Source organism: Pseudomonas sp. ES1 (assembly GCF_050586605.1).
Classification (GTDB): domain Bacteria; phylum Pseudomonadota; class Gammaproteobacteria; order Pseudomonadales; family Pseudomonadaceae; genus Aquipseudomonas; species Aquipseudomonas sichuanensis.
Genome location: NZ_JBOBDM010000022.1, coordinates 15804 through 37644, shown reverse-complemented (window position 1 = coordinate 37644; position 21841 = coordinate 15804). Strand labels below are relative to the sequence as shown.

Genomic DNA, 21841 nt, shown 5'->3' with positions numbered 1-21841 from the left:
ATGCTGCCGTTCTGGATTGCCCTGCAGTTTCTCAGCAGCTTGCCGGTGAGCCTGCCAGGTATGCCGACGCCTGCGCAGATGGGGCGCTCGGTGCTGTTCTATCCCGCGGTCGGGCTGCTGTTCGGCCTGCTGCTGTGGCTGGCCAGCCATCTGCTGCAGGGCACTGCGGCGCCCTTGCACGCGGCGCTGCTGCTGGCCTTGTGGGTGCTGCTCAGCGGCGCCCTGCACCTCGACGGCCTGGCCGACAGCGCCGATGCCTGGCTGGGCGGCTTCGGCGACCGCGAACGCACCTTGCAGATCATGAAGGACCCCCGTAGCGGGCCGATTGCCGTGGTCACCCTGGTGCTGGTGCTGCTGCTCAAGTTCTGCGCGCTGTGGGTGCTGGTCGAGCGCGGGGCGGGCGGCGTGCTGGTGTTGGCGCCGGTGGTTGGGCGGGCGGCCATGCTCGGGTTGTTCCTGAGCACGCCTTATGTGCGGGCAGGCGGGCTGGGGGCGGCGTTGGCCGAACACCTGCCGCGCCAGGCCGCAGGATGGGTGCTGCTGGGGTGTGCACTGGCATGCGTGGTGCTCGGGGGCTGGTCGCTGTTCTGGCTGCTCGGGCTTACGCTGTTGGTGTTTGGCGGGCTGCGCCGGTTGATGTGCAAGCGGCTGGGCGGTACTACCGGAGACACCGCAGGCGCGGTGCTGGAACTGCTGGAGTTGACGGTGGTGGTTGGGCTGGCGGTGATGGCCGGCTGATTGTTCGATTGCCAGCGCTGGCCTCATTGCGGGGCATGACGCCATGAACTCTGAAATTTCTTGCAACATCCATATTGCGGGTATATACACGTATCCATGCTGACCAGTGAATGTATCTGTACCCACCTGCGTCGTGCTGCCCGTGGGGTGAGCCGACACTACGACGAGGCCCTTGCCGGCTTCGGTATCAACGTCGCCCAGTTTTCCCTGCTGCGTCATGTGCAGCGACTCGACCGGCCGAGCATCACCAGCCTGGCCGAGGCCATGGGCCTTGAGCGCAGCACCTTGGGCCGCAACCTGCGGGTGCTGGAGGCTGATGGGCTGGTGCAACTGGCCGACGGCGATGACCAACGCAACCGGCTGGTGCTGTTGAGCGAGGCGGGCAGGGCGCGGCTTGAAGCGGCGCACCCGGCCTGGCAGCAGGCCCAACAGCAACTGGTGGAACAACTGGGCGAAGGCCAGCGCGACGAGCTGGTGCGTCTGCTGGAGCGGCTGGCTTGATCCATTACGATCATAAGCGGGTATATACCCGCATAAACCTTGCGATGTGCTGGAGACAACGACAATGACTTCCGTATGGCGGACCAGCGGTTGGGTGCTTCTGGGGGCGGCGCTGATCTTGGCGCTGTCTTTGGGTGTGCGGCATGGCTTCGGCCTGTTCCTGGCGCCGATGAGCGCCGATTTCGGCTGGGGCCGCGAGGTATTCGCCTTTGCCATCGCCCTGCAGAACCTTATCTGGGGCCTGGCCCAGCCGTTCTCCGGCGCGCTGGCCGACCGGCTGGGCGCGGCGAAGGTGGTGATCATCGGCGGCATCCTGTACGCCACGGGGCTGGTGCTGATGGGCATGGCCGACTCGATCTGGTCGCTGTCGCTCAGTGCCGGCCTGCTGATAGGCATTGGGCTGTCAGGCACGTCGTTCTCGGTGATTCTCGGCGTAGTCGGCCGCGCCGTGCCGCCGGAAAAGCGCAGCATGGCCATGGGCATCGCCAGTGCGGCCGGCTCGTTTGGCCAGTTCGCCATGCTCCCGGGTACCCTCGGCCTGATCCTGTGGCTGGGCTGGTCGGCGGCGCTGCTGGTGCTGGGCCTGATGGTGGCGCTGATCGTGCCGCTGGTGGGCCTTTTGCGCGACAACCCACTGCCTGTCCATGGCGCCGATCAGAGCCTGGGCCAGGCGTTGCGCGAGGCCTGCTCGCATTCGGGCTTCTGGTTGCTCGCCCTGGGCTTCTTCGTCTGTGGCTTCCAGGTGGTTTTCATCGGCGTGCACCTGCCGGCCTACCTGGTCGACCAGCACCTGCCGGCCATCACCGGTACCACGGTGCTGGCGCTGGTCGGGCTGTTCAACATCGTCGGTACCTACACCGCCGGCTGGCTGGGCGGGCGCATGTCCAAGCCGCGCTTGCTGACCGCGCTGTACCTGCTGCGGGCAGTGGTGATCGTGCTGTTCCTATGGGCGCCGGTGACCCAGGTCAGCGCCTACCTGTTCGGCATCGCCATGGGCCTGCTGTGGCTGTCGACAGTGCCGTTGACCAATGGCACCGTGGCCACGCTGTTCGGTGTGCGCAACCTGTCCATGCTCGGGGGCATCGTGTTCCTGTTCCATCAGCTGGGGGCATTCCTGGGTGGCTGGCTGGGCGGTGTGGTGTATGACCAGACCGGCAGCTACGACCTGGTCTGGCAAATCTCGATCCTGCTCAGCCTGCTGGCCGCCGCGCTCAACTGGCCGGTGCGCGAGCGCCCGGTGGCCCGGTTGCAGGCGCAGGCGGCATGAACCGCCTGCTCGGGCGCGGCCTGCTGGCGCTTGCGGTCTTGTTGCTGCTGGCGCTGGCCTGGTGGGGCTGGCACCAGGGCGGGCTGGCGTTGCTGCAGCTGGGCATGAGCCTGTGTTAGGCGCTACCCTGCAGGAAGCATTTTCCTGCAGGAGCACCCCTGATGCATGCACGCTGGCTGACCTTACCCCTGCTGGCCCTGGCCGCCGCGACTTCTAGCTGGGCTGCTGACTGCCCGGCCCTGCTGCAGGGCAGCTTGCCCGAATTGCGTGGCAAGGAGCAGATCGACCTGTGCCAGCGCTTTGCCGGCAAGCCGCTGGTGGTGATCAATACCGCCAGCTATTGCGGCTTCGCCCCGCAGTTCGAAGGGCTGGAAACGACCTACAAGGCCTACCACGGCCAAGGGCTTGAGATGCTGGGCGTGCCGTCCAACGACTTCAAGCAGGAAGACGCCGACAGCGAGAAGACCGCCAAGGTCTGCTACGCCAACTACGGCGTGACCTTCACCATGACCAAGACCCAGGCGGTACGGGGCAAGGATGCGATCCCGCTGTTCGTCGAGCTGGCGCATCAGAGCAGCGCACCGAAGTGGAACTTCTACAAGTACGTGGTGGACCGCAAGGGCAAGGTCATCGGCAATTTCTCCAGCCTGACCAAGCCGGATGATCCGGCGTTTACTGCGGCGATCGAGAAGGCGATTGCTTCGCAGCCCTGAGGTGGCTGAGGTGGGCCTGGTTCCTGACTTGGGATTGCATGTAGGCCACCAGGTGCAGGACGACAGGTTTGCAGCGCCTTCAAGATCGAGCGCCGCCCGCGCGGCGCATCGCTGGCAAGCCAGCTCCCACATTTATTTCGGGCCAATTATGCCTGTGAGGGTACCGCTGCCCGCCTTGGTACATGTCTCAAGTCGGGTGAAGCGCCAGTGGTGCCCACCTCAATACCGCGTCGTACCCACAAGGCGGACAGTGATGAAATCACAGGAGTGACTGGCCCGAAACAGATGTGGGAGCTGGCTTGCCAGCGATGCGCCGCGCGGGCGGCGCTCGATCTCATAGGCGCTACAAAAACACCGCCAGGCACCTGGTGGCCTTCACCCAGCACCCCGACCTGCACCTGAGGCCCAACCTCGCCTCAATGAGGATGCACCGTCAGCGCCACCAGGCGCACAACCAGTGGCCGTACCATCAGCACACAAACAAAGGCCACCGGCATCGCCAGCTGGTAGGCCTTGAGCACCTTGCTCAGGTAATCGTCACCCACCCCGGCGGTGGCTGCGGTGATCACGAAGCACATCAGCATGGCCATGATCCCCGACATGAAAAAGGCAAAGACATAGGGTGTCGCAGCTGGGTGCAGCTTGCGTCGGTTGCGCAGTGCAAGAGGCTCGTTCATGGCTATTCCTGTTCGAAAGGTAAGGGCGCAGGGTAGCAATGACTGCCCTGACGCCTGTAGACCTTGCCCAGTGTGTTCTTTATAAAGAGATTCTTACGAATCCGAAGGGCACGACATGGACCTGCTCAACGCCATCCGCAGTTTCATCAAGGTGGTCGAGGCCGGCAGCATTGCCGGGGGCGCCCGCGTGCTGGGGCTTAGCCCGGCAGCAGTCAGCCAGAACCTGGCGCGCCTGGAGGCTCACCTGCATGTCCGCCTGCTGTCGCGTACCACCCGCAGCATGGCGCTTACACCGGCAGGCAGCCTGTACTACGCGCGGGTGAGCCATATCGAGCGTGACCTGGCCCTGGCCGAGCAAGCCGTGACCACGCCCGACAGCGAACCGCAGGGCCGGTTGTGCATTGCCTCGAGTTCGGCCTTTGGTCGGCATGTGTTGGCGCCGCTGATCCCGGCGTTTGCCGCGCGCTATCCGCAGCTTTCGATAGAGTTGGTGATGACTGATCGCAAAGTCAATCATGCCCGCGAGGACGTCGACGTCAGCCTGCGCATCACCCCGCAGCTCGAAGATCATCTGCTGGCCCGGCATATCGCACGCATTCCCTTCATCTGCTGTGCCTCGCCCGGTTACCTGGCCGCCAACGGCTGGCCAGCTACGCCCGAGGCGCTGCGCGAGCATCGCTGCCTGGTGTTCCGTTACCCGGTGGACGGGCGCTTCCTACCCTGGGGTTTCATGCGCGATGGCCTGCGTTTCGAGGCGCAATTCGGCCCGGTACTGATCAGCGACGACATCGATGCCCTGACCCAGATGGCACTGAACGATGGCGGTATAACACGCCTGGCCGAGTTCATCACGCGACCGCACCTGGACGCCGGGCGGCTGGTGCCGTTGTTCGAGTTCAGCGACAACGCCCAGGCCTACGCCCAGACCGAGCCGATGGATGTCTACCTGTGCCTGGCGGACCGCCATGCCATGACCACCAAGGTGCGTGCCTTCATGGCGTATCTGCAGGAGTGTCTGGGCGACAACTGGCCCGTTCAGGCATGAAAAAACCGCCACGAGGGCGGTTTCTTCATGCTGCGGCAGTGACTCAGAAGCGGTAGGTGAGGGATGCACCGATACCGTGGGCACTGTTTTCGTACTTGGCCTGATAGGTGCCCTTGGTCGGGCTCGCCAGGTTGACCTTGGTGTCTTCCTCCCACAGGTAGGAGTAAGCCACGTCGATGGTCATGTCGTCGGTCGGGCTGTAGCCGGCGCCCAGGCTGAAGATCTTGCGATCGCCAGTAGGAATGCGCGGCGAGCGGTCGTGGTTGTTGGTCGGCGACTGGTCCATGGAGAAGCCAGTGCGCAGGGTCCACTCCTTGTTCACCTTGTAGGCCGCACCGATGGCGCCAGCCCAGGTGTCATGCCAGTTCTGCTCTTCGGTGATGGTGCCCAGCCCGCGCCCTACAGGGCTGGCGGCAACCTGTGCCGGCAGCTCGTTGGTGACGGTGATGTCTTTCAGACGGCTCCAGCGGGTGAAGGTGGTGCCTGCGTACAGGGTCCACTGGTCATCCAGCTCGTGGGTGATCGAGAAGTCGGCCGACTCCGGCGTCTTGATCTTCAGTTCGGCGTCGAACTTGCTGCCACTGAACGGGCCGAGGAGCGCGTTGTTGACCTTGGTGTCGCCTTCGAGCTTGTAGTCGACCATCGAGTGGTAGGTCAGGCCGATGCGGGTGCGGTCGGTGGCCTGGACCATGATGCCGATGTTGTAGCCGACGGCGGTGTCGTCGCCCTTGATCTTCACTTCGCCGTCATTGCGGCCAGGGGTGAACGGGTTGACGGTGTTCGAGCCCAGTTCGCCCTTGATGCGGTTGATGGTCGGACCGAAGCCGATCGACACCTTGTCGTTGAAGGCATAGCTGACGGTGGGCTGGAAGGTCACCACTTCGACGTGGCTCTTCTTGCCCCAGTAGCGTGCGGCGTCGCCGCTGCCATAGTCGGTCACCAGGCCGAACGGTACGTATACACCGAAGCCGACGCTCCAGTTATCGTCGATCGGCTTGACGTAGTAACCCATCGGTACGCCGACGACCGGGACCATGTCACCATCGGTTTCCCCCCCGAGGTTGCTGCCACGGCCGGAAATGTCGGATTTTGCAAAGATGGCTGCGCCACCCACGGTGATTTGTTCGCGCTTGAGGCGCGCCATGCCCGCCGGGTTGCCGTACACGGTGCTGGCATCTTCGGCAGAAGAAGAACGACCCGCGAAACCTGTCCCCATGCCGCTGACACTTTGTTCGTTCAGCGCGAAACCGCTGGCGAGCAAGTGGCTGGAAGCGAGGGCAACGGCAATACCGAGGGAGGTTTTGAGCATTGCTTTTTTCATTATTAGAAACTCCTTGGGATCTCCGGGGCGGAAAGCTACCAACAAATCTCGCTCCACGCTATAGGCTGTAACGCAGGAGATAGAGCGGTTTTGTAGGACAATCCGACCAAAATTCCATTTTTCCGGGGTGTATACGAGAACGACTCTCAGAACGGCTCTGTCGCAACGGGTTCGATGCAGTGCTGCCAGGCCCTGGTGAAGTCACGCAAACGGCCCTGGGGGTTGAAGGTCTGGCGCCAGATACGCGCCAGCCCCAGCAGGTCGTCGGCGGCGGGTAGCGGGGTGGCCTGCTCCTCGATGAGCATCCAGGCAATGGCGGTGGCGTAACGCAGGTTGACCGTGAGTTCCAGGTGCGGCCCGCCGAGGAAGGCGTGCTGGCTGGCCAGGCCACGGACCAGGCTGGCCAGCTCCGGGTCGCGGGCGAGGAACTGGTCCCACAGGCAGCGGTGGCGGTGCTCGGCAATGCGGTACAGGCCGTGGCCGCGCCTGTCGTGCAAGGCGGAGCCCAGTGCCGACTGGCTGGCGGCAACGCCCAGTAACAATGCTTCGGCGCTTTCGCAGTGGCGGTTCAGGTAGATCAGCGTTGGCCGGATCACGTATCGACTCAACTCGTTCGCAGCGATGCCCATGGTGCCCTCGAACAGATCAGGACCGACGGGCGCTGGAGCTTGGCAGCTGGTGAGTGGTCAGGCCCGTCGGAAGCGACCACGGCCGCTCGAGTTGAAGTGTAGTGTGATAAGCATGGTGTAAAGGGCTGTTTTTAAATCGATTGCTGCCTGAGGTCGCGGGGCATATGCCCGCTGGCAATTAAGCCAAGAACCGTCAGGCAGCTTGCATGGGCATGGATTCATGGCATGAATCGCGCGCCATTCATTCATGCGACCAGCGACTGGCGGGTGCGCTCGATCACTGCCTGCAAGGGCTCGGCGCGGGTGTACTGGTCTGGGTACAGGCGCTCGGAGTGGCAAGCGACGCCATACTCGTCGACCAGGGTGAAGCTGAAGCTGCCCTTGCGGGGCGCTACGATCAGGCACTTCAGTGGAGCGAAGGCTTTGGAGAGGGTGCCAGCGGCAACCTGAATTTGATGATGGTTACTCATATTGTTGGATGTTCCTGCGTAAGACACGGGGTTTGATCCGTGCACAATAGAAACGTTCCAGTGACGTCTTTATTAAGGAGACGCAGAACCTGACTGGAACAGGGCAGCCAGAGTGGCGCAAGCAAAGGTGGGCGCTGGGCTGACTGGTAGGTACGACAAAAGGCAGGCAGCACACCGGGGCCAGGGTTCGAGGCACCGGGGAAGATCCTGATCAATCTGAGACGTGATTCGTGCTTGAGCAGCGTTGGCTGCCAAGTGGATCATCGAATGGGCCGGTCCTGATGGGGCATTGCCTGCTCGTGATCGAGGGGCGTATGCGAGGACTGTGTGGCCGGAATTGACTTTCAGCTGGGTACTAACAGGGCGCACCCTACACGAACGGTTGAGGGTTTGCAAGCATCCAGTTGTTTTCAGCGAAGCCGGCCATTATGTCGATTCTTGTCGGTGCTGTGAAGAGGGGAACTGCCCCGTCAAATGCCTGGATGGCCTGTTTTCGAGCACGCCCATGCCGTTTGATGGTGCACTTGTACACATTTGAGACAGTGGCTGTTAGCCGCGTGCAACAGGCCGCAAACGCTTCGCCAATGACTTGACTGTGAGCTTAAGTCAATGAAAAAAAACACTAATTTTTACTGGTGAAAAAATCGACAGTTTGACTGTAAGCCCCGGTTCATAGGGGTTTGCGGGCTTCGCGAGGGGGTTGTCCACCGAGTTATCCACAGCTTCTGTGGATTGTCCCAGGCACTTGCTCTAGCACGGGCGTGCCAGCAGTTTGGGCAAGTGTCCGACAATCGGGGTGGTGCTGCGGGGGGGGGATACGCCTCGCAAAAACGTCAAGAAAAAAACATGAAAAAAAATCGATATTGGCCAAAAGTCTGCCGGGCCGTGGCGAAAAAAAAAGGGTAGAGTGGCGCGCCTCTTGAGTCACCTACGCTGTCGGTCATGAAGTTTCGCGGTAAACACCTCGCCAGTCCGGATGCATCGTTGCCCCCCAAAAAACACTTTTCCCTGAAAGTTGCCTTGTGGCTGCTCGACAGCCCGCGCCTGGGTGACAAGCCCAGCGTCAAGCACCTGGCTGGGCGGATGCTCAAACAGCCGGCCCGCCAGGGCGTGGTGGTGGCCCAGAGCCGCCTGGGGCAGATGCTGTGCCGCGACTGTGGCAACGCCCGCGACCGGCGCATCGGCCACGAGCTGCTGCGCCAGGCTGCACGTGCCGGTGATCGCCGCGCACAGCTGGAGTACGGGCGTGCATGCCAGGCCCAGGAGCCTGAGCAGGCCCGTTACTGGCTGGAGCTGGCGGCGGGGCAGGGCTCACAGGAGGCGCGGCGGTTGTTGCGCCAGTGGGGCGACAGCTGATCACGCTGCGCACCGTGGGCGCGGGCTTGCCCCGCGATGAGGCCTTGCAGGCAAGCTGATCAAGCTGCTGATAAGCTGCGCAGCATTCGCAAAAGATCGTTCGGGGTAACCATGGCAGTGGATCTGGCCAGCATTCTGCTGGGGTTGGTGGCGGGTGCCTTGCCCTGCCTGGGATGGGTCATGCAGGTTCAGCGCCGCCAGGGTGCCCGGGACGCAGAGCGGGCCTTGCTCGAAGAGCGCCTGAGCAGTGCCCAGCTGGCCCACGAAGGCCTGCAGGCCCAGCTCGACGCCGGCCGCGACGAGATCAGCGACCTGAGCGAAGCCAACACCGTCAAGCAGGCCCAGTTGGCCGCCCAGGGGCGCGAGCTGGAGCTCTTGCAGATCGACCGCGACAACGCCCGCGACGCCGCCCACGCCTGGAGCCTGGAGCGTGCCAACCGTGAAGCCGAGCTGCGCCGCTTCGAAGCGCAGGCGGCGCGCCTGGAGGCCGAGTTGCGTGAGCAGCAGGAAAGCCACCAACAGCGCCTGGAAGACCTGCAGCAAGCGCGTGACACCCTGCGCGCCCAGTTCGCCGAAATGGCCACGAAGATCTTCGACGAGCGCGAGCAGCGCTTCGCCCAGACCAGCCAGCAGCAAATGGGCCAGTTGCTCGACCCGCTCAAAGAACGCATCCAGGCGTTCGAAAAACGCGTCGAGGAAAGTTACCAGCAGGAGGCCCGCGAGCGCTTCTCGCTGGGCAAGGAGCTCGAGCGCCTGCAGCAGCTCAACCTGCGCCTGTCCGACGAAGCCACCAACCTCACCCAGGCGCTCAAGGGCCAGAAAACCCAGGGCAACTGGGGCGAGCTGATCCTCGAGCGGGTGCTGGAGCACGCGGGCCTGGAAAAGGGCCGCGAATACCAGACCCAGGTCAGCCTCAAGAGCGCCGATGGCGAGCGTTTCCAGCCCGACGTGCTGATCATGCTGCCGGGCGACAAGCAGGTGGTGGTCGATGCCAAGGTCAGCCTTACCGCCTACCAGCAGTTCGTCAGCAACAACGACGAAGCCGCGCTCAAACAGCATGTGCTGTCGCTGCGCAACCACGTCAAAGGCTTGTCGAGCAAGGATTACAACCGCCTCGATGGCCTGCACAGTCTCGATTTCGTGCTGCTGTTCGTGCCCATCGAGGCGGCGTTCTCGGCGGCGCTGCAGGCCGAGCCGAACCTGTTCCAGGAAGCCTTCGACCGGCAGATCGTGATCGTCAGCCCGACCACCCTGCTGGCCACCTTGCGAGTGATCGACAGCCTGTGGAAGCAAGAGCGGCAAACCCAGAACGCCCGCGAGATCGCCGAGCGCGCCGGCTGGCTGTACGACAAGTTCGTGCTGTTCATCCAGGACCTGGACGAACTTGGCACCCGCCTGCAGCAGGTCGACAAGGCCTACGCGGCAGCGCGCAACAAGCTCTGCGAAGGGCGCGGCAACCTGGTCAGCCGCAGCGAGCAGCTCAAGCTGCTCGGCGCCCGGGCCAGCAAGAGCCTGCCGGCCGAATTGATCGAGCGCGCCTTGAGCGACGAAGCGGTTACTGAACCAGGCTCAGATGCCGATTGAGCAGGGCGCGCAGCGCGGCGGGCTTGACCGGCTTTGCCAGGTAGTCCAGGCCGGCGGCATGGACCATGGCGATGGTCTCGTTGCGCCCGTCGGCACTGATCACCACCCCCGGTACCGGCTCGCCCAGGCGCGCCCGTAGCCAGCCCATCAGCCCGGTGCCGGTCTCGCCATCGTCCAGGTGGTAGTCCACCAGCGCCAGGTGCGGGCGCAGCCCCTTGGCCAGCAGCGCCTCGCATTCGGCCTGGTTGCGGGCGGTCCACACCTGGCAGCCCCAGCGGCTGAGCAGGCTGTTCATGCCGATCAGGATGCTGTCTTCGTTGTCCACGCACAGCACCTGCAGCCCGGCCAGCGGCTGGCCTGGCTGCTCCATTGGTGCCGGCGCCGCCGGTGCGGCGCTGCGGGCAATCGGCACGCTGACCCGGAACACGCTGCCCTTGCCCGGCCAGGAGCGGACTTCCAGCCGATGGCCCAGTACCCGGCACAAGCCATCGGCAATCGCCAGGCCCAGGCCCAGGCCTTTTTCGGCGCGGGTCTGGTGGCTGTCCAGGCGTTTGAATTCCTGGAAGATCACCGCCAGCTTGTCGTCGGCGATGCCCGGGCCGCGGTCCCACACCTCCAGCCACAGCCGCTCGCCCTGGCGCCGCACGCCCAGCAGGATCGGGCCCTTGCCATAGCGCAGGGCGTTGGTGAGGAAGTTCTGCAGTACCCGGCGCAGCAGCTTCATGTCGCTGTCCACCCGCAGGCGGCTGCCGCGCAGGCGGAACGCCAGGCCTTTTTCGGCGGCCAGCAGCTTGAACTCGGCACCGAGGGTGTCGAACAGCTCGTTGAGGGCAAAGGCTTTGACGTCGGGGGTGACCTTGCCGTTTTCCAGGCGCGAGATGTCCAACAGGTCGCTGATCAGCTCTTCGGCCGAGCGCAGCGAGCTGTCCATGTGCTGCACCAGTTGCCGGGCTTCGTCGTTCATGCCCTCGGCCTGCTGCGACAGCGCGGCGGAGAACAGCCGCGCGGCATTCAGCGGCTGCATCAGGTCGTGGCTCACGGCAGCGAGGAAGCGAGTCTTGGACTGGCTGACGGCCTCGGCGCGGCTCTTGGCTTCGGTGAGTGCCTGGTTGAGCTGCGACAGCTCGTGGGTACGCTCGGCCACCCGCTGCTCCAGGCCTTCGTTGGCGTCACGCAGGGCCTGCTCGGCTTCGCGGAACGGGGTGATGTCGGTGAAGCTCATGACGAAACCGCCGCCGGGCATCGGGTTGCCGATCAGCTCGATCACCCGGCCATTGGGGAACAGCCGCTCGGAGGAGTGCGCGCGGCCCTGGCGCATCCAGTGCAGGCGCCGGGCCACATGGACCTGCGCCTCGCCCGGGCCGCACAGGCCGCGCTCGGCGTTGTAGCGGATGATGTCGGCAATCGGCCGGCCGACGCTGATCAGCCCGTCAGGGTAGTTGAACAGCTCCAGGTAGCGCCGGTTCCAGGCCACCAGGTGCAGGTTCTGGTCGACCACGCTGATGCCCTGGTTGATGTTCTCGATGGCGCCCTGCAGCAACGCACGGTTGAACTGCAGCACCTCGCTGGCCTCGTCGGCGATGCGCACCACGTCCTCGAGCTGCATCTCGCGGCCTTCGATGGCCGCCTTGACCACGGCGCGGGTCGACGAGCTGCCGAGTACCCCGGCGAGCAGGCGCTCGGTGTGTTCGATCCAGTCACCGTCGGCGTTCTGGTTGGGGTTGAAGCCCTTGCCCTGGCGGTAAGCGAAGCGGATGAAGCTCTGCCGGGCACGCTCTTCGCCGACGAAGCGCGCGGCCAGGTTGAGCAGGTCGTCGATCTGTACGGCCAGCAGCGGTTTGCTGCTGGGGCGGGCGCTGGTCTGCTGGCCGATGAAGCGCCCGGCCTGCCAGTGCTCCGAGACCCGCGTGCGCGACAGGATCGAGACCCAGGCGAACAGGGTGAAGTTGCCCGCCAGCGACAGCACCACGCCTTGGGTGAGCGGGGTGATCGGCAGGTCCAGCGGGTTGCCGTGCAGCCAGGCCAGCCCCGGGAACAGCGACAGCGACCAACCCAGGCTGTGGGCGGCGATCGGCAGTACCAGGGTGTAGAACCACAGGAAGATGCCGGCGGCCAGGCCTGCAAACACGCCGCGGCGGTTGGCCTGTTTCCAGTACAGCGCGCCGAGCATGGCCGGGGTGAGCTGGGTCACGGCGGCGAAGGCGATCTGGCCGATGGTCGCCAGGCTGGCGGTGGAGCCGAGCAAGCGGTAGCTCACATAGGCCAGCAGCAGGATCACCACGATGGTCACCCGGCGTACCGAGAGCATCCAGTGGCGGAACGCTTCGAACGGCCGCTCGGCGTTGTTGCGGCGCAGCAGCCAGGGCAGCAGCATGTCGTTGGAGACCATGGTCGACAGCGCCACGGCCTCGACGATGACCATGCCGGTGGCCGCCGAGGCGCCGCCGATAAAGGCCAGCAGCGCCAGGCTCGGGTGGGCTTCGGCCAACGGCAGGCTGATCACGAACGAGTCGGAGATCACCGCGCCCGGCAGCAGCATCTGCCCGGCCAGGGCGATGGGCACGACGAACAGCGCGGCCAGGGCCAGGTACAGCGGGAACACCCAACGTGCCAGGCGCATGTCCTGGGGCTCGATATTCTCCACCACGGTGACGTGGAACTGCCGGGGCAGGCAGATGATCGCCATCATCGCCACGGCGGTCTGCACCACCATCGACGGCCAGTTGATGGTCTCCTGCCAGTAGCTTTCCAGGTGCACCGACTGGCGCGCCTGGGTGAACAGGTCGTCGAACCCGTCGTACAGGTTGAACACCACGAAGGCGCCCACGGCGAGGAACGCCAGCAGCTTGACCAGCGACTCGAAGGCGATCGCCAGGACCATGCCACGGTGGTGCTCGGTGACGTCCAGGCTGCGCGTGCCGAAGACGATGGCGAACAGCGCCAGCACCAGCGACACCACCAGCGCGGTGTCCTGTACGCGGCTGCCGGTGGCGTCGGCGTTGGCGCCGATCAGCAGGTTCACCCCCAGCACGATGCCCTTGAGCTGCAGGGCGATGTAGGGCAGCACCCCGACCAGGCAGATCAGCGCCACCACCACGGCGAGGGTTTGCGACTTGCCGTAGCGGGCGGCGATGAAGTCGGCGATCGAGGTGATGTTCTGCTGCTTGCTGATCAGCACCATCTTCTGCAGCACCCAGGGCGCGAAGATCAGCAGCAGCACCGGGCCCAGGTAGATCGGCAGGAACGCCCACAATTGCTCGGCGGCCTGGCCGACCGCGCCGAAGAAGGTCCAGCTGGTGCAGTACACCGCCAGCGACAGGCTGTACACCCAGGCACGCAGCTTGGGCGGCAACGGGGTGCTGCGGCGGTCGCCGTAGAAGGCGATGGCGAACATGATGGCCATATAGGCCAGGGCGACCACGGCGATCAGCCCGCTGGACAACGACATGCAAACTCCGGAGCAAAAAATGAAACGCGGTCACGATCAATCAGTCTGGCACGCAGGGGCGGGTTCGTCAGCGCCGACGTTGGTCGCAGTGGCAGGACGTCGCAGGCAGTACAGTCAGCCTGTACGGTCCCTTCGCTGGCAAGCCAGCTCCCACAAGTACAGTGCTTGCCCCAAGAAATGCGCGGAACCTGTGGGAGCTGGCTTGCCAGCGATAGGGCCCTGATAGGTAGCCTAGGGCTGTTGCGCCCCGCGCGTGCCCAACCAGTAGAACACCGCCGCCAGCACCACCGACCCGATCAACAGATAGAACACCGACGCTGGCGCCATGTACCCCAGGGCCAGGCCCACCAGCATCGGCCCCAGCCCCGCGCCCAGGTTGGAGAGGTTCTGCGCGCCGTAATAGATCCCCCGCAGATGTTCCGGCGCGATCAGGTCGATGAACATGAATTCGGCGGGGATGACGATGATTTCGCCCAAGGTGAACACCAGCATGGCCAGGCACCAGGCCACTGCCGAGCCGGCCAGGGAAAACCCCAGCAGCCCGGCGACGAACATGGCCATGCCGGCCATCAGCCAGGGCATCAGGTGCTGGCGGGCCATGCGTCGGCCAATCAGGTACTGCAGGGCGATCACCGTGAGGGCGTTGGTGGTCACCAGGTAGCCCACTAGCCGCGCCACTTCGGCGGGGTCGTGGATGCTCACCACCAGGTACTGCGACAGGTAGGCGGTGAACTGCCCGAACACCACGGCGCTGAGCACGCCGCCCAGGGTGAAGCACACCAAACGCCGGTCGCGCAGCATGCCCAGGGCGACCTGGATGAAGCCTGTCGCCGGCGCGTGCTCACCCTGGCTCGACAGGCCGCGTTCGCCCAGGCGGTGATAAACCAGGCTCAGGCCCAGGCCAATCAGTGCCGACACCAGGAACGGCAGGTGGTCATCGGCTTCGATCAGCAGCACCCCGAGCATCGGCCCGGCGGCCCAGGCGATGTTGTTGAAGGTGTACTTGATGGCGAACACCTCGCCGCGCTGGTCTTCGGGCAGCAAGGCGCAGAACCCCGCCTTGGCGGCAATGTCGACCACGGTCTGGGCCAGGTTGGCCACCACCAGGAAACAGAAGAACAGCACTGCCGAAGTACTTGCCACCATCCCCGCGATGGCCAGGGCGAACACCAGCGCGCTGGTCACGATCAGCGTGTGGCTGCGCAGGGTGTCGACCAGGTGCCCGCCATAGAGGCTCAGCAACGATGCCAGGAACATCGCGCCACCGACCAGCAGGCCCGTCTGGCCGATCGACAGGGCCATGTGCGCGGACAGGTAAACCACCAGGTAGGGCAGGGTGATCGCCCGGGCCGTGGTCAGGGTGAAGGTGGTGAGCAGCAGCAGGCGGACGGTGGCAGGGTAGCTTTTAAGGGCGCGCAGCATCGACGGATCCTTGTCTTTGTTAGCGGCCAAGCATATGCCAGCCGGCATGCCATGGGCTATATCTTTAAAATCGATAACAGATAGAGAAATTACCCGTTATATAGATATTCTTCAAAGGCATAAGATGAATCCACCTTACACAAGGCCAGGAGACAGCCCATGCCATGCACCCAGACCCGCGCACCTTCATGGCGCCCGTTCAGCCAATTGGCCCATCCCCGCGAGGTGATCCGCCAGTTCACCCCCAACTGGTTCGCCGCGACCATGGGTACCGGCGTGCTGGCACTGGCCTTTCACCAGTTGCACATCCCGCTGCTGGACAGCCTGGCCGAAGGGCTGTGGTGGCTGACCATTGGCCTGTTCGTCTTGTTCTGTGTCTTGTATGGCGCCCGCTGGGTGCTGTTCTTCGACGAGGCCCGGCGTATTTTCGCCCACTCCACCGTGTCGATGTTCTTCGGCACCATCCCCATGGGGCTGGCCACCATCCTCAATGGCGCGCTGGTGTTCGGCCTGGCGCGCTGGGGCGAGGCGCTGGTGCCGTGGGTCGAGGGCCTGTGGTGGTTGGATGTGGGCCTGGCGCTGCTGTGCGGGGTGGCCATCCCCTACCTGATGTTCACCCGCCAGGAGCACAGCATCGACCAGATGACCGCGGTGTGGCTGCTGCCGGTGGTGGCTGCCGAAGTCGCCGCCGCCAGCGGCGGGCTGCTGGCGCCGCACCTGACGGACGCTCACGCACAGTTTCTGGTGGTCATCACCAGCTATGTGATGTGGGCGGTGTCGCTGCCGGTGGCGTTCAGCATCCTCACCATCCTCATGCTGCGCATGGCCTTGCACAAACTGCCGCCGGCCAACATGGCGGCCTCCAGCTGGCTGGCCCTGGGCCCGATCGGCACCGGTGCGCTGGGCATGCTGGTGCTCGGTGGCGACGCGCCGGCGGTGTTCGCCGCCAATGGCCTGGGCAGCCTGGGCGAGGTGGCCCGTGGCCTGGGCCTGGTGGCCGGCATCGTGTTGTGGGGCGCGGGCTTGTGGTGGTTGCTGACGGCGGTGCTGATCACCCTGCGCTACATGCGCCAGGGCATGCCGTTCAACCTGGGCTGGTGGGGCTTCACCTTCCCGCTGGGGGTGTACTGCCTGGCCACTCTGAAACTGGCGGCCTGGCTGCAGCTCGGCTTCTTCAGCGTGTTCGGTCAGGTGCTGGTGGTGGCGCTGGCCATGCTCTGGGCCCTGGTGGCCAGCCGCACCTTGCGCGGGGCGTGGCGCGGCGAGCTGTTCGTGTCGCCGTGCATTGCCCAGCGCTGATCGGCCTTACAGGTTGGGTGTGTAGTCGAAGGCGCTGGCGGCCTGGATATCGGTGAACGGGGTGACGGCGGCATGCTTGTTCATCACGCTGTTGACCAAGGAGCCTGGGAACATCTGGATGCCGTTGTTGAAGCGCTCCACTTCGCCGTTGAAGATCACGATGGCCGCGCCGACGTTCTGTTGCTGCTCGGCGATTTCACGCATGAGGTTGTTCATCAGCTCCGAGGCCTTGAGCTCGGGGTAGGCCTCGAAGGCCACGCGCAGCCCGCCGAGCAGCGAGCGGGTGGCGTCCTCGGCCTTGGCCAGGGTCTTGCCGTCCGCCTCGACAGGCAGCTCGGCAATGGCGCTGCGCAGGCGGGTGATCCCGGCCAGCACGCCTTGTTCATGGTCGCGGTACAGGCCGGCTTGCTCTTGCAGCGCATCGAGCACCTTGGTCTTCTGCCGCTCATAGGTCAGCACATCGGCCCAGGCGCGTTTGACCCGGTTATGGTTGCCGACGATGCCGTTGTACAGGCTGATGACGATCAGCGGCACGCCAATCAGCACGGCCAGCAGGATAAGGGCGAAAAGGTCCATGTCAGTGCTCCGTCTGTAGCTGTGCCGGGGTAGGCGCAGTGAAATTGTCGTCGTGCTGCTCGGCCAGGGTGTGCACGGCGTCGAGCAGGGTGCTGAGCTGTGGCAGGTGCACGCCGTGGTCGATCAGCAAGCGGAAATCGCTCGCGCGGGTCAGCTCGCAAGTCAGCTTGAAAGCGAGCGGGTTGTCGTTGCTGCTCAGGCACAGGCGCCCGTGCTGCGAGAACTCCAGGTTGGGCGTATCAAGCTGGCGGTGCAGGTCGAGCAGGTGCAGCACCGTCACCGGCTTGGCGAAGCGGGCGCAGGCCATGGTCGAGCTGCCGGTGAGGCTGAAGGCGCGGTCGAAGTCGCTCGATGCGGTCTTGAAGCGGTGCTCCATGTCGACCATGGATGAGCGGCCGCCGCTACCGCCGCCCAGGGCGATGCCCTGCACCCAAGGGAAGTCGATCACCAGGCTGTAGCGATCGTATTCCTGATAGGAGGTCACGGTTTTCGAGGTAGTGCCGCCTTTGCCATCGGACTCGGTTTCCTGGTGGGTCTGCTTGTCCACGTAATGCAGGTGGTACCAGCGGTAATTGAAGCTGTGCAGCCGGCCTTGATAGTGGCCCTGCACGGCGCGGCGCAGGAAGCGTTTGTGGTTGCCGCGCACATAGTCGCGAAACTCGGCTTGCAGGGCCACGAGCAACTGGCTGTCGGTCACCGGGATTTCCTGCAGGCCGGCGGTGATCAGGCTGGAGCGCTCGGCCAGGTCGTGGGCAAGATTGGGGATGAGCTTCCTGCGCTGGTAAAGGACGATCAGGCTGATCGCAGCGGCGCCGAGCAGGCCGAGCGAGAGGTTGGATGTAAGCTGCGGCAGGCTCTGGCCCAGCAGATTGGCCAGCGGCGCCAGCAGCGGCTCGTACGCCTGCAAGTAGCCCGCGATGCTGGCAATCGCCAGAGGCCCACAGAGCAGGGCAATCAGCCAGGGCAAGCGGTTGTCGAACTGCATGTTGCCGTAAAAGGCGGCCATGGCGTCCACGGCGACCAGCAGTTGCTGCTTGGTCGTGGCCGTGCGTGCGGTGTGGCTGGCCGCCTGCAGCGTGCGCTTGAGCCGGGCGTTGTGGGTATTCAATTGAATCAATGGCTGGCCTTCATCCCTGTTCAGTTCGGCCCCAAGGGGCGCACCTTCCGTGTTGCTGAGGGGCGGCAGTCTGCCAGCTTCGCGGTTGCCGTTCCATCGTGCCGGCCAACGGGCTTGCCTTCATCGTCCATTCCCGTGCAGATTTGTGGCTTTATGCGCTGAACGTGCCTCCAATGACAAAGCCCAAACAGGTACACGGACGATGAGTCACCCCTCGCAATTCACCCTGCTCGGCAAGCGGCGCTTTTTGCCGTTCTTCATTACCCAGTCGCTGGGCGCGTTCAACGACAACCTGTTCAAGCAGTCGTTGATCCTGGCGATCCTCTACAAGCTGAGCCTGGAAGGCGACCGCTCGATCTGGGTCAACCTCTGCGCCTTGCTGTTCATCCTGCCGTTCTTCCTGTTCTCGGCGCTGGCCGGGCAGTTCGGTGAGAAGTTCGCCAAGGACCGGCTGATCCGCGCGATCAAGCTGGCCGAGATCGTGATCATGGCTGTCGGTGCCATCGGTTTCATCACCAGCCACCTGGAGCTCATGTTGCTGACGCTGTTCGCCATGGGCACCCACTCGGCGCTGTTCGGCCCGGTGAAGTACTCGATCCTGCCCCAGGCCCTGCGTGAAGAAGAACTGGTGGGCGGCAACGGCCTGGTGGAGATGGGCACCTTCCTGGCGATCCTCGCCGGCACCATCGGCGCCGGGGTGATGATGTCGGCTTCCAGCTACGCCACGGTGGTGGCCGGTGGGGTGGTCGGCACTGCCGTGCTCGGCTACCTGGCCAGCCGCTGGATCCCGCGGGCGGCGGCAGCGGCACCGGAAATGAAACTCGACTGGAACATCTTCAAGCAGTCCTGGGCCACCCTGCGCCTGGGCCTGGGGCAGACCCCGGCGGTGTCGCGCTCGATCGTCGGCAACTCGTGGTTCTGGTTCGTCGGCGCCATCTACCTCACGCAGATCCCGGCCTACGCCAAGGACTGGCTGCACGGCGACGAGACCGTGGTGACCCTGGTGCTGACCCTGTTCTCGGTGGGCATCGCGGTGGGCTCGCTGCTGTGCGAACGCCTCAGCGGGCGCAAGGTGGAAATCGGCCTGGTGCCGTTCGGCTCGTTCGGCCTGACCTTGTTCGGCCTGCTCTGGTGGTGGCATTCGGGCGATGTGCCGGCAGGCGCGGCGCCGCACAGTTGGCTGGACCTGCTGGGCATGAGCCAGGCCTGGTGGATCATGGCCTCGATCGTCGGCCTGGGCATCTTCGGCGGCTTCTATATAGTGCCGCTGTACGCCTTGATCCAGGCACGTACCGCCGAAGGCGAGCGGGCCCGGGTAATCGCCGCCAACAACATCCTCAATGCGCTGTTCATGGTGGTGTCGGCGATCGTCACCATCGTCCTGTTGAGCCTGGCCAAGCTGAGCATCCCGCAGCTGTTCCTGGTGGTGTCGCTGCTCAACATCGCGGTCAACGCCTACATCTTCCGCATCGTGCCGGAATTCACCATGCGCTTCCTGATCTGGCTGCTCAGCCACTCGATGTACCGGGTGCAGCACCGCGAGCTTGAGCGTATTCCCAATGAAGGTGCGGCATTGCTGGTGTGCAACCACGTGTCGTTCGTCGATGCGCTGCTGATCGGCGGCGCCATTCGCCGGCCGATCCGCTTTGTCATGTACTACAAGATCTACAACCTGCCGGTGCTCAACTTCATCTTCCGCACCGCCGGCACCATCCCCATCGCCGGGCGCGGCGAGGACGAAGTGATCTATGAACGGGCCTTCGCCCGCATCAAGCAGTACCTGGCCGAGGGCGAGTTGGTGTGTATCTTCCCCGAGGGCAAGCTCAGTGCCGACGGCGAGATCGATGTGTTCAAGGGTGGGGTCAGCCGGATTCTTTCGGAAACACCGGTGCCGGTGATTCCGCTGGCGTTGCAGGGGCTGTGGGGCAGCTTCTTCAGTCGCGATCCGAACAAGGGCTTTTTCAAGCGCCTGTGGTCGCGGGTGACCCTCGTGGCAGGCGCCGCCATCCCGGTGGAAGCGGCGCAGCCCGAAGCGCTGCGCGAGCAGGTGAGCCTGCTGCGCGGCGATGTGCGTTAGGAAGGGATAAGGCGCAAGGTCAGCTGGCGCTGACCTTCAGGCCAACCAGGCCGGTGATGATCAGGGCAACACTGGCCAGGCGGATCAGCGCCATGGATTCACCGAACAGGATGATCCCGGCAATGACGGTACCCACGGCGCCCACGCCGGTCCAGATGGCGTAGGCGGTACCCAGCGGCAGCTCTTTCATGGCCAGGCCCAGCAAGCCAAGGCTGATGACCATGGCGCCGACGGTTAGTACGGTGGGCAGGGGGCGGGTAAAGCCGTCGGTGTACTTGAGGCCGACAGCCCAGCCAACTTCGAACAGGCCGGCGAAGAACAGGATGATCCAGGACATGGTGTGTCTCCATCTATTAATGATGGGGCCGTCCCCGATACGATCACGCGCAGCGTCGTGAGGTCGTCCTCACAGTGCGCACTATATTGCCCATTTGCCGAGGCCGGGGCAAGTCTCAGGGATCGGTGGTTGCCTCATCGCCGGCAAACCGGTGTGGGAGCCGGCTTTCCGGCGATGAGGCCGGAGCAGGCAACATCAATTGCTGACAGAGGCGGTGCTCTCAACCCCGGGCGAAGGCTCCTCCATCCGCCTGAACCAGGTCGACAGCAACGCCCCGGAGATGTTGTGCCACACGCTGAACAGCGCGCTTGGCACCGCCGCCAGGGGCGAAAAATGCGCCGCCGCCAGCGCCGCGCCCAACCCCGAGTTCTGCATGCCCACCTCCAGCGCCAGCGACTTGCGCTGGGCCAGTGGCAGCTTGCACAGCTTGCCGGTGAGGTAACCGAGCAAAAAGCCGAAGCTGTTGTGCAGGATCACCACCGCCATGATCAGCAGGCCCGATTCGGCAATTTTCGCCTGGCTGGCCGCCACCACCGCGCAGACGATCATCACGATGCTCACCACCGACACCAGCGGCAGCACTTGCACCGCCGCGTGCACCCGCGCGCCGAGCAGGCGCTGGGCCAACACGCCAAGCACGATCGGCAGCATGACCAGCTGCAGGATCGACCAGAACATGTCCATGAACGAAACCGGCAGCCAGGCCGAAGCCAGGAACCAGATCAAGGCAGGGGTGAGCAGCGGTGCGAGCAGGGTGGTCACCGCCGCGATCGCCACCGCCAGTGCCAGGTCGCCCTTCGACAGCCACACCATCACGTTGGACGCCGTGCCGCTCGGGCAGCAGCCGACCAGGATAACGCCCACGGCGATCTCCGGCGGCAGGTGAAACAGCTGGCACAGCAGCCAGGCCACACCGGGCATGATCACGAAGTGCGCCACCACCCCCAGCGCTACCCGCCAGGGCTGGCGGGCGAGGGCGGCGAAGTCGTCGAGCTTGAGGGTCAGGCCCATGCCGAACATCACCAAGCCCAGCAGCGGCACGATGGCCACCTTCAGGGCGATGAACCACTGCGGCATGAGGAAGGCCAGGCAGGCGAACACCAGCACCCACAGGGCGAAGGTGTTGCCGACGAAGCGGCTGAGGGCGGCGAGGGCGCGCATGGGGGCAGGTCCTTCTGTCTGTCGAGTTCTCATTGTATTTTTCAGAGGCCTATTCGCGGGTAAACCCGCTCCCACAGGTTATCTACAGAACCTGTGGGAGCGG

At 64.5% G+C, this 21841-nt stretch carries 20 protein-coding genes; 10 read left to right on the top strand and 10 right to left on the bottom strand.

Features of this window, described 5'->3' with window-relative positions; all coding sequences use genetic code 11:
• The 5 genes from ACQ4N9_RS11510 (at position 1) to ACQ4N9_RS11490 (ending at position 3219) form a co-directional block, all read left to right on the top strand.
• A complete protein-coding gene (locus ACQ4N9_RS11510) occupies positions 1-738 on the top strand; it encodes an adenosylcobinamide-GDP ribazoletransferase (RefSeq protein ID WP_390970323.1) in 738 nt (245 codons plus the stop codon).
• Between the two features lie 96 nt (positions 739-834).
• The gene (locus tag ACQ4N9_RS11505; protein WP_110993050.1) at positions 835-1239 is read left to right on the top strand and encodes a MarR family winged helix-turn-helix transcriptional regulator; all 405 of its coding nucleotides are present in this window, start codon (positions 835-837) and stop codon (positions 1237-1239) included.
• Between the two features lie 64 nt (positions 1240-1303).
• Positions 1304-2506, top strand: coding sequence for an MFS transporter (locus ACQ4N9_RS11500; RefSeq protein ID WP_390970321.1), 1203 nt, complete (start codon positions 1304-1306; stop codon positions 2504-2506).
• The gene (locus tag ACQ4N9_RS11495) at positions 2503-2625 is read left to right on the top strand and encodes a hypothetical protein (RefSeq protein WP_347150570.1); all 123 of its coding nucleotides are present in this window, start codon (positions 2503-2505) and stop codon (positions 2623-2625) included. The genes ACQ4N9_RS11500 and ACQ4N9_RS11495 overlap by 4 nt, the downstream gene beginning before the upstream one ends.
• 42 nt (positions 2626-2667) lie before the next feature.
• Positions 2668-3219 (top strand): glutathione peroxidase, encoded by a 552-nt coding sequence (locus ACQ4N9_RS11490; RefSeq protein ID WP_390970319.1) that lies wholly within the window; start codon positions 2668-2670, stop codon positions 3217-3219.
• A 416-nt stretch (positions 3220-3635) separates the two neighbouring features.
• Here ACQ4N9_RS11490 and ACQ4N9_RS11485 read toward each other — a convergent pair whose 3' ends face one another.
• Positions 3636-3896 carry a DUF2798 domain-containing protein gene (locus tag ACQ4N9_RS11485; RefSeq protein WP_390970317.1) on the bottom strand — a complete coding sequence of 87 codons (261 nt, stop codon included), beginning with the start codon at positions 3894-3896 and terminating at the stop codon, positions 3636-3638.
• A gap of 115 nt (positions 3897-4011) precedes the next feature.
• Between ACQ4N9_RS11485 and ACQ4N9_RS11480 the strand changes: the two genes are divergently transcribed.
• The gene (locus ACQ4N9_RS11480) at positions 4012-4941 is read left to right on the top strand and encodes a LysR family transcriptional regulator (protein WP_390970315.1); all 930 of its coding nucleotides are present in this window, start codon (positions 4012-4014) and stop codon (positions 4939-4941) included.
• A gap of 43 nt (positions 4942-4984) precedes the next feature.
• Here ACQ4N9_RS11480 and ACQ4N9_RS11475 read toward each other — a convergent pair whose 3' ends face one another.
• From ACQ4N9_RS11475 to ACQ4N9_RS11465, 3 genes are all read right to left on the bottom strand, one after another.
• Positions 4985-6262: an OmpP1/FadL family transporter gene (locus tag ACQ4N9_RS11475; RefSeq protein WP_390970313.1), complete on the bottom strand. Its 1278-nt coding sequence runs from the start codon at positions 6260-6262 to the stop codon at positions 4985-4987.
• 146 nt (positions 6263-6408) lie between these two features.
• On the bottom strand, positions 6409-6891 hold the full coding sequence (locus ACQ4N9_RS11470; protein ID WP_279847662.1) for a hypothetical protein: 483 nt from the start codon (positions 6889-6891) through the stop codon (positions 6409-6411).
• A 245-nt stretch (positions 6892-7136) separates the two neighbouring features.
• Positions 7137-7361 (bottom strand): hypothetical protein, encoded by a 225-nt coding sequence (locus ACQ4N9_RS11465; protein WP_125463009.1) that lies wholly within the window; start codon positions 7359-7361, stop codon positions 7137-7139.
• 942 nt (positions 7362-8303) lie between these two features.
• On the opposite strand from ACQ4N9_RS11465, the gene ACQ4N9_RS11460 reads away from it, so the two are divergent.
• Entirely contained in the window at positions 8304-8717 is a 414-nt protein-coding gene (locus ACQ4N9_RS11460; RefSeq protein ID WP_347150564.1) for a tetratricopeptide repeat protein, read from the top strand.
• A gap of 225 nt (positions 8718-8942) precedes the next feature.
• A complete protein-coding gene (rmuC, locus tag ACQ4N9_RS11455) occupies positions 8943-10301 on the top strand; it encodes a DNA recombination protein RmuC (RefSeq protein ID WP_347150642.1) in 1359 nt (452 codons plus the stop codon).
• Here rmuC and ACQ4N9_RS11450 read toward each other — a convergent pair.
• Complete coding sequence (locus tag ACQ4N9_RS11450; protein WP_390970310.1) at positions 10273-13749, bottom strand: hybrid sensor histidine kinase/response regulator; 3477 nt, start codon at positions 13747-13749, stop codon at positions 10273-10275. The genes rmuC and ACQ4N9_RS11450 overlap by 29 nt on opposite strands.
• A gap of 231 nt (positions 13750-13980) precedes the next feature.
• Complete coding sequence (locus ACQ4N9_RS11445; RefSeq protein WP_390970308.1) at positions 13981-15171, bottom strand: MFS transporter; 1191 nt, start codon at positions 15169-15171, stop codon at positions 13981-13983.
• 159 nt (positions 15172-15330) lie between these two features.
• Between ACQ4N9_RS11445 and ACQ4N9_RS11440 the strand changes: the two genes are divergently transcribed.
• Positions 15331-16470 (top strand): TDT family transporter, encoded by a 1140-nt coding sequence (locus ACQ4N9_RS11440; RefSeq protein WP_125463014.1) that lies wholly within the window; start codon positions 15331-15333, stop codon positions 16468-16470.
• A 6-nt stretch (positions 16471-16476) separates the two neighbouring features.
• Here the strand turns inward: ACQ4N9_RS11440 and ACQ4N9_RS11435 are convergent, their stop codons facing one another.
• The gene (locus ACQ4N9_RS11435) at positions 16477-17046 is read right to left on the bottom strand and encodes a LemA family protein (RefSeq protein WP_258645353.1); all 570 of its coding nucleotides are present in this window, start codon (positions 17044-17046) and stop codon (positions 16477-16479) included.
• 1 nt (position 17047) lies between these two features.
• Entirely contained in the window at positions 17048-18163 is a 1116-nt protein-coding gene (locus tag ACQ4N9_RS11430; RefSeq protein WP_390970306.1) for a hypothetical protein, read from the bottom strand.
• Between the two features lie 202 nt (positions 18164-18365).
• Between ACQ4N9_RS11430 and ACQ4N9_RS11425 the strand changes: the two genes are divergently transcribed.
• The gene (locus ACQ4N9_RS11425) at positions 18366-20240 is read left to right on the top strand and encodes an MFS transporter (RefSeq protein WP_390970304.1); all 1875 of its coding nucleotides are present in this window, start codon (positions 18366-18368) and stop codon (positions 20238-20240) included.
• A 19-nt stretch (positions 20241-20259) separates the two neighbouring features.
• Here ACQ4N9_RS11425 and sugE read toward each other — a convergent pair whose 3' ends face one another.
• Both sugE and ACQ4N9_RS11415 read right to left on the bottom strand, forming a co-directional pair.
• The gene (gene sugE / locus ACQ4N9_RS11420; RefSeq protein ID WP_023631604.1) at positions 20260-20577 is read right to left on the bottom strand and encodes a quaternary ammonium compound efflux SMR transporter SugE; all 318 of its coding nucleotides are present in this window, start codon (positions 20575-20577) and stop codon (positions 20260-20262) included.
• A 195-nt stretch (positions 20578-20772) separates the two neighbouring features.
• On the bottom strand, positions 20773-21738 hold the full coding sequence (locus ACQ4N9_RS11415) for a bile acid:sodium symporter family protein (protein ID WP_258645360.1): 966 nt from the start codon (positions 21736-21738) through the stop codon (positions 20773-20775).
• Positions 21739-21841: the final 103 nt, after the last annotated feature.

Bases quoted from the DNA above. Each gene is read 5' to 3' on its own strand.
- ACQ4N9_RS11510 (WP_390970323.1), top strand. From the start codon at position 1: ATGCTGCCGTTCTGGATTGCCCTGCAGTTTCTCAGCAGCTTGCCGGTG.
- ACQ4N9_RS11505 (WP_110993050.1), top strand. From the start codon at position 835: ATGCTGACCAGTGAATGTATCTGTACCCACCTGCGTCGTGCTGCCCGT.
- ACQ4N9_RS11500 (WP_390970321.1), top strand. From the start codon at position 1,304: ATGACTTCCGTATGGCGGACCAGCGGTTGGGTGCTTCTGGGGGCGGCG.
- ACQ4N9_RS11495 (WP_347150570.1), top strand. From the start codon at position 2,503: ATGAACCGCCTGCTCGGGCGCGGCCTGCTGGCGCTTGCGGTCTTGTTG.
- ACQ4N9_RS11490 (WP_390970319.1), top strand. From the start codon at position 2,668: ATGCATGCACGCTGGCTGACCTTACCCCTGCTGGCCCTGGCCGCCGCG.
- ACQ4N9_RS11485 (WP_390970317.1), bottom strand. From the start codon at position 3,896: ATGAACGAGCCTCTTGCACTGCGCAACCGACGCAAGCTGCACCCAGCT.
- ACQ4N9_RS11480 (WP_390970315.1), top strand. From the start codon at position 4,012: ATGGACCTGCTCAACGCCATCCGCAGTTTCATCAAGGTGGTCGAGGCC.
- ACQ4N9_RS11475 (WP_390970313.1), bottom strand. From the start codon at position 6,262: ATGAAAAAAGCAATGCTCAAAACCTCCCTCGGTATTGCCGTTGCCCTC.
- ACQ4N9_RS11470 (WP_279847662.1), bottom strand. From the start codon at position 6,891: ATGGGCATCGCTGCGAACGAGTTGAGTCGATACGTGATCCGGCCAACG.
- ACQ4N9_RS11465 (WP_125463009.1), bottom strand. From the start codon at position 7,361: ATGAGTAACCATCATCAAATTCAGGTTGCCGCTGGCACCCTCTCCAAA.
- ACQ4N9_RS11460 (WP_347150564.1), top strand. From the start codon at position 8,304: ATGAAGTTTCGCGGTAAACACCTCGCCAGTCCGGATGCATCGTTGCCC.
- ACQ4N9_RS11450 (WP_390970310.1), bottom strand. From the start codon at position 13,749: ATGTCGTTGTCCAGCGGGCTGATCGCCGTGGTCGCCCTGGCCTATATG.
- ACQ4N9_RS11445 (WP_390970308.1), bottom strand. From the start codon at position 15,171: ATGCTGCGCGCCCTTAAAAGCTACCCTGCCACCGTCCGCCTGCTGCTG.
- ACQ4N9_RS11440 (WP_125463014.1), top strand. From the start codon at position 15,331: ATGCCATGCACCCAGACCCGCGCACCTTCATGGCGCCCGTTCAGCCAA.
- ACQ4N9_RS11435 (WP_258645353.1), bottom strand. From the start codon at position 17,046: ATGGACCTTTTCGCCCTTATCCTGCTGGCCGTGCTGATTGGCGTGCCG.
- ACQ4N9_RS11425 (WP_390970304.1), top strand. From the start codon at position 18,366: ATGAGTCACCCCTCGCAATTCACCCTGCTCGGCAAGCGGCGCTTTTTG.
- sugE (WP_023631604.1), bottom strand. From the start codon at position 20,577: ATGTCCTGGATCATCCTGTTCTTCGCCGGCCTGTTCGAAGTTGGCTGG.
- ACQ4N9_RS11415 (WP_258645360.1), bottom strand. From the start codon at position 21,738: ATGCGCGCCCTCGCCGCCCTCAGCCGCTTCGTCGGCAACACCTTCGCC.